Origin of the sequence: Kluyvera sp. STS39-E (genome assembly GCF_040932435.1) — a bacterium.
GTDB lineage: Bacteria > Pseudomonadota > Gammaproteobacteria > Enterobacterales > Enterobacteriaceae > Kluyvera.
This window is the reverse complement of the sequence record NZ_JBFQGA010000005.1, coordinates 221528-233914: the sequence shown is the minus strand read 5'-3', so window position 1 is coordinate 233914 and position 12387 is coordinate 221528. Positions and strand designations below refer to the sequence as shown.

The window sequence follows — 12387 nt, the reverse complement described above, 5'->3', positions numbered from 1 at the left end:
GGCAGCACCACGGCTAGGCAACTACGCACGTCGTTTGGTGGCGGAGTCCATCCAGACGGCAAGCAATAAAATCGCACCTTTGACGATATATTGCCAGAAAGTCGGGACGTCCATCATACTCATTCCGTTATCAAGAGAGGCCATAATAAATGCGCCCATCACGGCGCCTGCCACGCTCCCGACGCCGCCCGCGAGGCTGGTGCCACCAATGACGCATGCGGCAATCGCATCCAGTTCAGCTATGTTCCCTGCAGAAGGTGAGCCTGCGCCTAATCGTGAGCTGAGAATCAGTCCGGCAATCGCTACCATCAGGCCGTTAATCGCGAACACCGCCAGCTTATTGCGCTCCACGTTAATACCTGACAGACGCGCTGCTTCAATATTCCCGCCGATGGCGTAGATGCGTCGCCCGAAGGCGGTGCGCATGGCCATAAACATTCCCGCTAGCATCAGCAGCGTTAGCAGCAGCACCGGCGTTGGTACCCCGCGGTAGTCGTTGAGCAGCCAGATTGCGCCCAGAACAATAATGGCCGTCAGCGACTGGCGACCTACCATCCCGGTGGAAGGTGCTGTAGTCAGCCCCAGCGACTGGCGGCGCATCCGTCCTCGCCACTGCCAGGCAACAAAGGCCATCAGTCCGATGGCCCCGAAAGTAAAGCCAATACCGTCCGGCAGGTAGCTCTGGCCAATTTGCGACATAGCAGCGCTGGTTGGTGAGACCGTCGTGCCGTTGGTGATACCAATCAGGATGCCGCGAAAGGCGAGCATCCCGGCGAGGGTGACGATAAACGAAGGGACTTTACGATAGGCTACCCACCACCCGTTCCATGCGCCGAGCAGCAGACCCATTGCCAGCGTGACGATGATGGTTAATGGCAACGGCCAGCCGAGCCAGACGTCAAAAATCGCCGCCGCTCCGCCCAGCAGACCCATCATCGAGCCGACGGAGAGATCGATTTCAGCGGAGATAATGACGAATACCATCCCCACCGCTAGGATGCCGGTAATCGCGGTTTGGCGTAGCAGGTTAGAGACGTTACGCGCACTTAAATACGCACCATCAGTGGTCCAGGTAAAGAACAGCATAATCACCACAATCGCGGCGATCATGACGAAGACTTGAAGATTGAGCGATTTTAGCCGCAACGATGAGGTCGTTGCCGCCGCTGCCAGATTGAGTTCAGATGGATTGTTTTTCGACATGGCGTTCGCTCCTTAAGGCGGCTTCCATCACTTGTTCCTGGGTCAGGTTATGGTTCACCAGGTCGGCTTTGAGTTTTCCTTCGTGCATCACCAGTACCCGGTCACTCAGACCCAGTACTTCGGGTAATTCGGAAGAGATGACGATGACGGCAATCCCTTGTTGTACTAGCTGATTGATAAGTTTATAGATTTCATATTTTGCGCCGATATCGATGCCGCGGGTGGGTTCGTCGAGGATCAGAATGCGCGGGTTCAAAAGCAGGCAGCGCGCCAGAATCGCTTTCTGTTGATTGCCGCCGCTCAGGCGTCCAATCGCTAGGTCAGGTGACGAGGTTTTGACCTTCAGGCGCTGGATTGACTGCAAAATACACTGCTGTTCTTTGGCGTCATCGAGGCTGCTTAACGCACCGCTGAAATCGCTAAGTGCGGCAAGGGTGATGTTTTTGCCAACCGCCATCACCGGTACGATGCCGTCTTTTTTGCGATCTTCCGGCACCATCGCGATGCCGTGGGCAATTGCCTGCTGGCAGTTGCGGATATCAACCGGCATGCCGTCAACGTAGATTTTGCCTTCCCAGCGCCCACGCCAGACGCCAAACAGGCACTGTACCGCCTCGGTACGTCCGGCGCCGACAAGCCCGGCGATACCGAGTATTTCCCCACGTTTGAGGCTAAATGAAATATTGTTAACGCGCTTGATATGGCGGTTAACCGGATGCCACGCCGTGAGGTTTTCCACGCGTAGGATCTCTTCTCCCGCCGCGTGGGGGTCGTTGGGATAAAGGGCGGTGAGTTCGCGCCCGACCATCATGGTGATGATGTCGTCCTCAGTCATGCTGCTGGCATCGCGGGTGCCAATATGCTGGCCGTCGCGGATGACGCAGATGGTGTCGGAAATGGCCTTCACTTCATTTAGTTTGTGCGAGATATAAACGCAGGCGATACCGTGGTTTTGCAGGTCACGAATGATATCCAGCAGCACCGCGGTCTCTTGTTCGGTCAGCGAGGCCGTTGGTTCATCAAGGATCAGTAGCCTCACTTGTTTGTTCAGCGCTTTGGCGATCTCAACGAGCTGCTGCTGGCCGAGCCCCAAATCACCGACGCGGGTATCCGGAGAAATGGCCAGATTGACCTGGGCGAGTAGCTTCTCGCAGCGCAGCGTCATGGTGTCATAATCGAGCACGCCATGGCGGCTTATTTCCGCACCGAGAAAAATATTTTCCAGCACGGTCAGGTATTTAACCAGCGCCAGTTCCTGATGAATAATGGCAATGCCTTTACGTTCGGTATCGCGAATATGGGTTGGATGGAGTGTCTCTCCGGCAAAAATAATCTCTCCTTCATAGCTGCCATAAGGATAAATACCGCACAGCACCTTCATTAAGGTCGATTTGCCAGAGCCATTTTCGCCACACAAGGAAACGACCTCGCCTGGGTTTAATCTCAGGCTGACATTATCGATGGCCTTAACCACCCCGAAGGCTTTGGTAATGTTCTTCATTTCAAGTAAATACGGCATAAGTGTTTATGCTCCACGTTTGCTTGGCGGTGATGATGGAATGTAGCCAAGCCGCCCCAGCGCTGGGCTGGGGCATGCCATTTAGAGTTCGCTTTTCTTATGGAAACCATCTTTCACGACGGTCTCGTCGATATTGGTTTTATTCACTTCAATTGGAGTAAGCAGGCGGGATGGGACGTCTTTTAAGCCATTATTCAGCGTGGCATCAGCCTTCGGTTGTTGGCCGTTGCCCAACTCTACCGCTATCTCTGCAGCGCTGTTTGCCAGCAGCGTGATTGGCTTATACACGGTCATGGTCTGTGTACCGTTCATAATACGTTTGATGCCGGCGAGATCGGCATCCTGACCGGAAATAGCGACTTTACCAGCTAGACCCTGTGCGCTCAGCGCTTGAATAGCACCACCTGCGGTGGCGTCGTTTGAGGCGACAACGGCGTCAACCTTGTTATTGTTGGCAGTCAGCGCATTTTCCATAATCTTCAACGCATTTTCCGGCAGCCATCCGTCAGCCCATTGATCGCCTACAACTTTAATTTTCCCATCATCAATATAGGGTTTTAATACTTTCATCTGGCCGGCGCGGAACAGTTTGGCATTATTATCAACCGGCGAGCCACCCATCAGAAAATAATTCCCTTGGGGAACTTGGTTGACGAGGCTTTGTGCCTGCATTTCACCGACTTTTTCGTTATCGAAAGAGATGTAGAAATCGATATCAGCGTTATTAATCATGCGATCATAGGCTAATACCTTAATGCCTTCTTGCTTGGCTTCTTTAATTACGTTGCTAAGTACTTGGCCGTTATAAGGAATAATAACAAGGACATCGACACCGCGATTGATCATATTTTCAATCTGCGACATTTGCGTCTCTTCGTTGCCATTTGCTGACTGCACAAAGACTTTTGCGCCCAGCTGTTCGGCTTTATTCACAAAGATATCGCGGTCTTTCTGCCAGCGTTCAAGACGGAGATCGTCAATAGCCATGCCGATCTTAACTTCTTTGGCGCTGCTTGCCATGCTGGTCAGGAAAAGCGATGCGCAGAGTGTGAGGCAAAGGTTCTTTATCTTCATAATCGTAATGCCTTCTGTAGGGATAGGTGATGAGATTGGCGATCTACCCGTCATACTTTAAGTTGCAGGTGTGTTGGCTACGCTCGCTCACCCCAGTTACTTACTAGAGTAAACTCTTGGGGATTAATGAGGGACATTCATGTCCCTCACCGGAGGCCAGACTTTGGCTGGTCAAATTCGTTCCAGACGAATTTGTCACTTCCTTACTGCCTTTCTGTAACTCGAATTATTTTGGGTATAAAAGAAACAAAAATAGCTTAACACGCAGCAAATTCTTAACATGTATATAGCGTCTGGCAATTACAGATTTTTATCTTGCCATTATGATATTTCGTTTAATTTCTAATTTATGACCGCGATCTGCTTTTGCATTTGTTAAATGCAAAACTTGCGAACAAAAAAGAAGAGGACGTCATTTTGTTTTGCGAGCCAGCGCACATTTGCGGATTCTCTTAATAGCAGTGTGAAATAACGTAATTGAGTAACGGCGATTCAGTATTCAGTATGAATACACAAAGTATTCCTCGCCGCGTATCAGATTATGGAGTTCATAATGCAAGCTTATTTTGATCAACTGGAAAAGGTTCGTTTCGAAGGTCCAAAAACCGAAAACCCGCTCGCCTTTCGCCACTACAATCCGGATGAACTGGTACTGGGTAAACGTATGGAAGACCATCTGCGGTTTGCCGCCTGTTACTGGCATACCTTCTGCTGGAATGGTGCTGACATGTTCGGGGTCGGCTCATTTGACCGCCCGTGGCAGCAGCCTGGTGAAGCTATTGAACGGGCGAAACGTAAGGCTGACGTCGCGTTTGAATTCTTCCACAAGCTGAACGTGCCGTACTACTGCTTCCACGATGTCGATGTTTCTCCAGAAGGCGCAAACCTGAAAGAGTATCTGAATAACTTTGCCCAGATGGTCGATGTGCTGGCAGAAAAACAGCAGCAGAGCGGTGTGAAGCTGCTGTGGGGAACCGCAAACTGCTTCACCAACCCGCGCTACGGCGCAGGTGCTGCGACCAACCCGGACCCTGAAGTGTTCAGCATGGCGGCCACTCAGGTGTTCACCGCCATGAATGCAACCCACAAGCTGGGTGGTGAGAACTATGTGCTGTGGGGCGGGCGTGAAGGTTATGAAACCCTGTTGAACACTGACCTGCGTCAGGAGCGTGAGCAGATTGGCCGCTTCATGCAGATGGTGGTTGAGCATAAACATAAAATCGGCTTCCAGGGTACGCTGCTGATTGAACCAAAACCGCAGGAGCCGACCAAGCACCAGTACGACTACGATGCCTCCACGGTTTACGGCTTCCTAAAACAGTTCGGCTTGGAAAAAGAGATCAAACTGAATATTGAGGCTAACCATGCGACGCTGGCGGGTCACTCTTTCCACCACGAAATTGCGACTGCGATTGCTCTGGGCCTGTTTGGTTCCGTGGATGCTAACCGTGGCGACCCGCAGCTGGGCTGGGATACTGACCAGTTCCCGAACAGTGTGGAAGAAAATGCGCTGGTGATGTATGAAATCCTCAAAGCGGGCGGCTTCACCACCGGTGGCATGAACTTTGATGCCAAAGTCCGCCGTCAGAGCACTGATAAATATGACCTGTTCTACGGTCATATCGGCGCAATGGACACCATGGCGCTGTCGCTGAAAGTCGCGGCTCGCATGGTTGAAGGCGGTGAGCTGGATAAGCGTGTAGCAAAACGCTACGCGGGGTGGAATGGCGAGCTGGGTCAGCAGATCCTCAAGGGACAAATGTCGCTGCAGGAACTGGCGAAATATGCTGAACAGCACCAGCTGGCGCCGCAGCACCACAGCGGTCATCAGGAGCTGCTTGAAGGGCTGGTGAATCACTACCTGTTCGACAAGTAAGCCTTGAGTTTAGCAGTATAAACAATGCCCGGGAGTGAAAGCTTGCCGGGCATCGTACCCATTAAAGGAGCAGTCGCCATGTATATCGGCATAGATCTTGGAACGTCTGGCGTGAAGGCAATCCTGCTTGATGAGCAGGGCAACGTGCTGGCTTCACAAACGGAAAAACTGACGGTTTCTCGCCCGCACCCTCTTTGGTCAGAACAGGATCCCGAACAGTGGTGGCGGGCTACGGATCGTGCGATGAAAGGGCTGAGTCAGCAGCATAGTCTTCAGCATGTGAAAGCGTTGGGGATTGCCGGCCAGATGCACGGCGCGACGCTGCTGGATAAACAACAACGCGTGCTGCGCCCCGCCATTTTGTGGAACGATGGTCGCTGCGCCCAAGAGTGCGAACTGCTGGAAGCGCGGGTCAAAAATTCGCGGCAGATTACTGGCAACCTGATGATGCCGGGCTTCACGGCGCCGAAGCTGTTATGGGTACAGCACCATGAAGCGGAAATTTTCAGCCAAGTTGATAAAGTTCTGTTGCCTAAAGATTATCTACGCCTGCGTATGACCGGTAATTATGCCAGTGATATGTCAGATGCGGCAGGCACGATGTGGATGGACGTAGCCAAACGCGACTGGAGCGACGAGATGCTCGCGGCCTGTGGGCTAACTAGAGACAATATGCCAGCGCTATACGAAGGCTGTGATATTACCGGGGAGCTGTTGGAGTCGGTTGCCAGCGCTTGGAAAATGCCTGTGGTGCCAGTTATCGCAGGCGGTGGCGATAATGCCGCCGGTGCGGTTGGCGTAGGAATGGTGGATGCCGGGCAGGCAATGCTATCGCTGGGCACATCGGGGGTTTATTTTGCCGTCAGCGAAGGTTTCCTGAGTAAACCTGAAAGCGCAGTGCACAGTTTCTGTCACGCGTTACCAGGGCGCTGGCACTTGATGTCAGTGATGTTGAGTGCCGCATCTTGCTTGGATTGGGCGGCGAAGCTCACTGGCCTAGAAACGGTTCCTGCGCTCATTGATGCCGCCCAAACGGCAGATGCAAACGCGGGTCCTGTCTGGTTCTTGCCATATCTGTCCGGCGAACGCACGCCGCACAACAATCCAGAGGCGAAAGGCGTTTTCTTTGGCCTGACGCATCAGCACGGTCCTGCTGAGTTAGCGCGTGCGGTGCTGGAGGGCGTGGGATTCGCACTGGCGGACGGTATGGATGTCGTTCACGCCTGCGGCGTGGAGCCGAAAAGTATCACCCTAATCGGCGGAGGGGCACGTAGCGCTTACTGGCGTCAGATGCTGGCGGATATCTGCGGCAAGCAGCTCGATTACCGTACCGGTGGCGATGTTGGCCCGGCGCTTGGTGCCGCCCGCTTGGCGCAGTTGGCTATTAGTAAAGACAAATCATACGCGGAGCTTTTACCACAGCTGGCGTTGGAGCAAGAACATCATCCTGATGCTGAGCGCGTAGCGTACTACGCACCATTGCGTAAAACATTCCGCCAGATCTACCAGCAACTTCTCCCACTCATGTCTTGAGCCGCATTATTTACCTGCCCCTTTTTTGGGGTAGGTAAATTGCTATCTATCGACCATATCCCATTCGTTTCTCATATTGATTAATTCCGAAAATGACGCTTTTTGCTACTGAGACAAGGCGAAAAACAAAACTCTGCCCATAATGGCGATGTTATGGATGAGGGGAATTCATCATGAGGGATATCGTGAGATCACCACGTGTTGTGCTGTTAGTCAGCCTGTCATTGTATTTTTTTTGCCTTTGGCTGATGAGTCCGCAACTGGAATATAAAGGTTATTTACTGGCCATTCTGGTCTTGGGGGTTTTTGCCATCATTGCACACCACCAGTCGACCACGCCTTGGTTTGCAAGGCTGTGTCATTTGATGCTGCTCTTGGCGGCCGGACTGTTATTAGTCGGTGTCTGGAATATGCCATTCGCAATAATTTACAAGGTGTTATCGGTGGCGGCATGGTTTGCTTGCATGTACGGCTTTACCGCCTACATGCGCGCACCGCGAAAGCCAATTAGCTAACCAACCGACGCTTATCCACGCTTTGTAAAGCTACAGAGAGCAGCAGGCTACAGGTGAGCGTCGCTGCGAAAACCCAGATAACATCTAGCGCTGGCCAGCTTTTAAGATCGACATTCCAGCTGCGCAGCGCGTAGATGATAAACGCGTGGAAACCGTAAATGCCCAAGGAATGACGTGAAATAAGGCCAAGCCCGGGAAGCACGCGCTGGTTTAGCGTGTTTTTCACCACAATGAACAGTGCTGCCGCACAGATAAACACCATCGGTCCGCAGTAAACGTACCAGGTGTCGGCAAAGTTGCCCCGCCACTGCAGTTCATATAACGTCCCGCGCGAAATGATCCACACGGAGAGGACAAACAGCAGGCCGCAGATCCAGGTCAGCGATTTCTTGCCGGTTTCCATCATCCCCAGTGCTCGCCCAAGCAGCCCGTAAAGCACGTAGTAGAAGGTGTCGCCGTTAATATAGAGATTGACCGGCAGCCACTTTGCCCCCAAGCCACTTAGGGGAACCGTATTGGGGTTTGCCACAATACCAATCACCAACATCAGCGCCAGCAGCATTTTGCCGCTAATGGCCTTGACCTCTATCAGCGGAGAAACTAGGTAGATAACCATGATGGCAAAGAAGAACCACAGATGGTAGAAAACCGGTTTTTGCAGCAGATTTTTTAATGAAGCTTCTACGCTAATGTGGGTGAAGGCGCCGATAAAAAGTAAGGCAATGGCGCTGTAGAAGAAAAGACAAAGAGCAATACGCAGGAAGTGACGCGGCTGAGCGCTACGCGGGCCGAAAAACAGAAAGCCAGATATCATAAAGAACAGCGGCACGCTGACGCGGGAAGCCGAGTTCAATACGTTAGCAAAATCCCAACTGAAGGGACTGATAACATGGGGATTCGTGACAAACCAAGTTGTGGTGTGGATCATCACCACCATCAGACAGGCAATTCCGCGTAAGTTATCAATCCAATTAATCTTTGCTTGCATCAGATGCCTTTTTTCTGGCTATTAATATTTGCCGTTGCTGGCGCGATTTCACAAGATAATTCTGAGTTTCCCGTCCCAGGCTTGTCGATTTACGATGAGCTTCGCACAATGCGGGACATAAAGGGGTACAGCCTAAAATAACCGCCCGGAAATAGAAATGATGATGATGAAGTCTCTCCCATTTTTGTTGGCTAGCATTCTGCTGGCCGGATGCTCGATGACACAACCACCGGTGGCGCAAAAAACGCAAAGCGCCAGGGTGAACCCAGCACTTTCGCTTGAGATGGAGCAGCTGTGCAAAAACAACGCCGCTCAGCGCTACAATACGGCGACGCAGAAAATCGATGTCACCGGTTTTGAGCGTTTTCAGGGGAGCTACGAGCTGCGCGGTTATACGGCAAAGAATGAGGGCTTTGTCTGCTCTTTCGATGCGGACGGCAGCTTTTTACATCTATCAATGCGCTAAAATAGGCCTGAATACCGTAAAATTCGGCCTGTTTCCCCAATTTCCCCTAAACAAACCCGTTTCATACTGTATATCTCGCAGCCAGCGGGTATACTGGATCCTTCCTTTAAATCCACACGTATCCAGCACGAAATCATATGCAAAAGTTTGATACCAGGACCTTCCAGGGCCTGATCCTGACCTTACAGGATTACTGGGCTCGTCAGGGCTGCACCATTGTTCAACCACTGGACATGGAAGTTGGCGCGGGCACTTCTCACCCAATGACATGCCTGCGTGCATTGGGGCCAGAGCCGATGGCAACTGCCTACGTGCAGCCATCCCGCCGTCCAACCGATGGCCGCTATGGCGAAAACCCGAACCGTTTACAGCACTACTATCAGTTCCAGGTAGTGATTAAACCGTCTCCGGACAATATCCAGGAGCTGTACCTCGGGTCTTTGAAAGAGCTGGGTGTGGATCCAACCATTCACGATATTCGTTTCGTGGAAGATAACTGGGAAAACCCAACGCTGGGTGCCTGGGGACTGGGTTGGGAAGTGTGGCTGAACGGTATGGAAGTGACGCAGTTTACCTACTTCCAGCAGGTCGGCGGCATGGAATGTAAGCCTGTGACCGGTGAAATCACCTACGGTCTGGAACGTCTGGCGATGTACATCCAGGGCGTGGACAGCGTTTACGATCTGGTTTGGAGCGACGGTCCGCTGGGCAAAACGACCTACGGTGACGTGTTCCATCAAAACGAAGTAGAGCAGTCTACTTACAACTTTGAATACGCCGACGTCGACTTCCTGTTCTCCTGCTTCGAGCAGTACGAGAAAGAAGCTCAGCAGCTGCTGGCGCTGGAAAACCCGCTGCCACTGCCTGCCTACGAACGTATTCTGAAAGCCGCCCATAGCTTTAACCTGCTGGATGCGCGTAAAGCCATCTCCGTCACCGAGCGTCAGCGCTACATTCTGCGCATTCGCACCCTGACCAAAGCAGTGGCAGAAGCTTACTATGCTTCCCGTGAAGCCCTTGGCTTCCCGATGTGCAACAAGAATAAATAAGAGGCGGCCATGTCTGAGAAAACTTTCCTGGTGGAAATCGGCACCGAAGAGCTGCCACCAAAAGCACTGCGCAGCTTGGCTGAATCCTTTGCTGCGAACGTGACTGCGGAGCTGGATAATGCTGGCCTCGCGCACGGTAAAGTTGAATGGTTTGCTGCACCGCGCCGTCTGGCGCTGAAAGTGGCAAATCTCGCGGCGGCTCAGGCCGATCGCGAAGTCGAAAAACGCGGACCGGCTATTGCCCAAGCGTTTGACGCGGAAGGCAAACCGAGCAAAGCGGCCGAAGGTTGGGCGCGTGGCTGCGGGATCACCGTCGACCAAGCTGAGCGTCTGGCGACCGATAAAGGTGAGTGGCTGCTGTATCGCGCACACGTGAAGGGCGAAAGCACCGAAGCGCTGCTGCCGAATATGATCGCAACCTCGCTGGCTAAGCTGCCAATTCCGAAGCTGATGCGCTGGGGCGCGTCTGAAGTGCACTTCGTGCGTCCGGTTCACACCGTGACGCTGCTGCTGGGTGATGCCGTTGTTCCGGCAACCATCTTGGGCGTGGCGTCCGATCGCGTTATTCGCGGTCATCGCTTTATGGGCGAGCCAGAGTTCACCATCGACAACGCCGACCAGTATCCGCAGATCCTGCTGGAGCGCGGTATGGTCGTGGCTGACTACGAAGCGCGTAAAGCCAAAATTAAGGCCGATGCCGAAGAAGCAGCACGTAAGATTGGTGGTAACGCGGATCTCAGCGAAAGCCTGCTGGAAGAAGTCACCTCCTTGGTTGAATGGCCGGTTGTTCTGACGGCGAAATTCGAAGAGAAGTTCCTCGCGGTGCCGGCTGAAGCGCTGGTGTACACCATGAAGGGCGACCAGAAGTATTTCCCGGTTTACGATAACGCTGGCAAGCTGCTGCCAAACTTTATCTTCGTTGCCAATATTGAGTCGAAAGACCCAACCCAGATCATCTCCGGTAACGAAAAAGTTGTGCGTCCACGTCTGGCGGATGCGGAATTCTTCTTTAACTCTGACCGTAAAAAACGTCTTGAAGACAACCTGCCGCGTCTGCAAACCGTACTGTTCCAGCAACAGCTGGGTACGCTGCGCGACAAAACCGACCGTATCCAAGCGTTAGCGGGCTGGGTTGCCGAGCAGATTGGCGCAGACGTTAACCACGCGACCCGTGCGGGGCTGCTGTCCAAGTGTGACCTGATGACCAACATGGTGTTCGAATTTACCGACACTCAGGGCATTATGGGTATGCACTACGCGCGTCACGATGGCGAAGCGGAAGATGTAGCCGTAGCGTTGAACGAGCAGTATCAACCGCGTTTCGCGGGCGATGATCTGCCGTCCAATCCGGTTGCCTGTGCGGTAGCGATTGCCGATAAGATGGATACCCTTGCGGGGATCTTTGGTATCGGTCAGCATCCGAAAGGGGATAAAGACCCATTTGCGCTGCGTCGTGCCGCGCTGGGTGTGCTGCGCATCATCGTTGAGAAAAACCTCAACCTTGACCTGCAAACGCTGACTGAAGAAGCAGTACGTCTGTACGGTGATAAGCTGACTAACGCCAACGTGGTTGATGACGTTATCGACTTCATGCTCGGTCGTTTCCGCGCTTGGTATCAAGATGAAGGCTATACCGTCGACACCATTCAGGCCGTGCTGGCACGTCGTCCGACTCGTCCGGCTGACTTTGATGCGCGCATGAAGGCGGTATCCCACTTCCGTACTCTGGAAGAGTCTGCTGCGCTGGCTGCCGCTAACAAGCGTGTATCCAACATCTTGGCTAAATCTGATGAGACGCTGAGCGATATCGTCCATGCTTCCGTGCTGAATGAGGCTGCGGAAATCGACCTCGCGCGCCATCTGGTTGTTCTGCGCGACAAGCTTCAGCCGTACTTTGCTGAAGGTCGTTATCAGGAAGCGCTGGTTGAACTGGCGTCCCTGCGCGAACCGGTGGATAAGTTCTTCGAAAACGTGATGGTGAATGCGGAAGATAAAGATGTACGTATCAACCGTCTGACGCTGTTGTCTAAATTACGTGAACTGTTCCTGCAGGTAGCGGATATTTCCCTGCTGCAGTAAGCGTATTTTAGGTAGATAAAAACCTGCTCTCGGGCAGGTTTTTTTATGCCGAAAATATTATTACGCGAATCAGTAATAATGCTGG

General features: G+C 52.7%; 10 protein-coding genes. 6 read left to right on the top strand and 4 right to left on the bottom strand.

The genetic code is table 11. The annotated features are described in order from the left end of the window. Positions 1–21: 21 nt before the first annotated feature. The 3 genes from xylH to xylF form a co-directional block, all read right to left on the bottom strand. Entirely contained in the window at positions 22–1203 is a 1182-nt protein-coding gene (gene xylH, locus AB4K05_RS12775; RefSeq protein WP_368480343.1) for a xylose ABC transporter permease XylH, read from the bottom strand. Beyond that, positions 1181–2722 carry a xylose ABC transporter ATP-binding protein gene (locus AB4K05_RS12770; RefSeq protein WP_368480342.1) on the bottom strand — a complete coding sequence of 514 codons (1542 nt, stop codon included), beginning with the start codon at positions 2720–2722 and terminating at the stop codon, positions 1181–1183. The genes xylH and AB4K05_RS12770 overlap by 23 nt, the downstream gene beginning before the upstream one ends. 81 nt (positions 2723–2803) lie before the next feature. Next, complete coding sequence (xylF, locus tag AB4K05_RS12765; protein WP_368480341.1) at positions 2804–3796, bottom strand: D-xylose ABC transporter substrate-binding protein; 993 nt, start codon at positions 3794–3796, stop codon at positions 2804–2806. A gap of 553 nt (positions 3797–4349) precedes the next feature. Here xylF and xylA point away from each other — a divergent pair. The 3 genes from xylA to AB4K05_RS12750 all read left to right on the top strand — a co-directional run bounded on the left by xylA (position 4350) and on the right by AB4K05_RS12750 (position 7720). Next, on the top strand, positions 4350–5672 hold the full coding sequence (xylA, locus tag AB4K05_RS12760; RefSeq protein ID WP_368480340.1) for a xylose isomerase: 1323 nt from the start codon (positions 4350–4352) through the stop codon (positions 5670–5672). A 78-nt stretch (positions 5673–5750) separates the two neighbouring features. After that, positions 5751–7205, top strand: coding sequence for a xylulokinase (gene xylB, locus AB4K05_RS12755; protein WP_368480339.1), 1455 nt, complete (start codon positions 5751–5753; stop codon positions 7203–7205). Between the two features lie 173 nt (positions 7206–7378). Then, positions 7379–7720, top strand: coding sequence for a hypothetical protein (locus AB4K05_RS12750; RefSeq protein ID WP_368480338.1), 342 nt, complete (start codon positions 7379–7381; stop codon positions 7718–7720). Here the strand turns inward: AB4K05_RS12750 and AB4K05_RS12745 are convergent. Beyond that, positions 7713–8708: an acyltransferase gene (locus tag AB4K05_RS12745; RefSeq protein ID WP_368480337.1), complete on the bottom strand. Its 996-nt coding sequence runs from the start codon at positions 8706–8708 to the stop codon at positions 7713–7715. The two genes, AB4K05_RS12750 and AB4K05_RS12745, sit on opposite strands and share 8 nt — an antisense overlap. A 160-nt stretch (positions 8709–8868) precedes the next feature. On the opposite strand from AB4K05_RS12745, the gene AB4K05_RS12740 reads away from it, so the two are divergent. The 3 genes from AB4K05_RS12740 (at position 8869) to glyS (ending at position 12302) form a co-directional block, all read left to right on the top strand. Then, positions 8869–9174: a YsaB family lipoprotein gene (locus AB4K05_RS12740; RefSeq protein WP_368480564.1), complete on the top strand. Its 306-nt coding sequence runs from the start codon at positions 8869–8871 to the stop codon at positions 9172–9174. A 137-nt stretch (positions 9175–9311) separates the two neighbouring features. Beyond that, entirely contained in the window at positions 9312–10223 is a 912-nt protein-coding gene (gene glyQ, locus AB4K05_RS12735) for a glycine--tRNA ligase subunit alpha (protein ID WP_368480336.1), read from the top strand. Positions 10224–10232: 9 nt separating this feature from the next. Next, the gene (gene glyS / locus AB4K05_RS12730; protein ID WP_368480335.1) at positions 10233–12302 is read left to right on the top strand and encodes a glycine--tRNA ligase subunit beta; all 2070 of its coding nucleotides are present in this window, start codon (positions 10233–10235) and stop codon (positions 12300–12302) included. Positions 12303–12387: the final 85 nt, after the last annotated feature.

What these genes read in the sequence shown, in the direction of transcription:
- AB4K05_RS12770 (WP_368480342.1), bottom strand. Translation starts at nt 2,722, where the DNA reads ATGCCGTATTTACTTGAAATGAAGAACATTACCAAAGCCTTCGGGGTG.
- xylA (WP_368480340.1), top strand. Translation starts at nt 4,350, where the DNA reads ATGCAAGCTTATTTTGATCAACTGGAAAAGGTTCGTTTCGAAGGTCCA.
- xylF (WP_368480341.1), bottom strand. Translation starts at nt 3,796, where the DNA reads ATGAAGATAAAGAACCTTTGCCTCACACTCTGCGCATCGCTTTTCCTG.
- AB4K05_RS12740 (WP_368480564.1), top strand. Translation starts at nt 8,869, where the DNA reads ATGATGATGAAGTCTCTCCCATTTTTGTTGGCTAGCATTCTGCTGGCC.
- xylH (WP_368480343.1), bottom strand. Translation starts at nt 1,203, where the DNA reads ATGTCGAAAAACAATCCATCTGAACTCAATCTGGCAGCGGCGGCAACG.
- glyQ (WP_368480336.1), top strand. Translation starts at nt 9,312, where the DNA reads ATGCAAAAGTTTGATACCAGGACCTTCCAGGGCCTGATCCTGACCTTA.
- glyS (WP_368480335.1), top strand. Translation starts at nt 10,233, where the DNA reads ATGTCTGAGAAAACTTTCCTGGTGGAAATCGGCACCGAAGAGCTGCCA.
- xylB (WP_368480339.1), top strand. Translation starts at nt 5,751, where the DNA reads ATGTATATCGGCATAGATCTTGGAACGTCTGGCGTGAAGGCAATCCTG.
- AB4K05_RS12745 (WP_368480337.1), bottom strand. Translation starts at nt 8,708, where the DNA reads ATGCAAGCAAAGATTAATTGGATTGATAACTTACGCGGAATTGCCTGT.
- AB4K05_RS12750 (WP_368480338.1), top strand. Translation starts at nt 7,379, where the DNA reads ATGAGGGATATCGTGAGATCACCACGTGTTGTGCTGTTAGTCAGCCTG.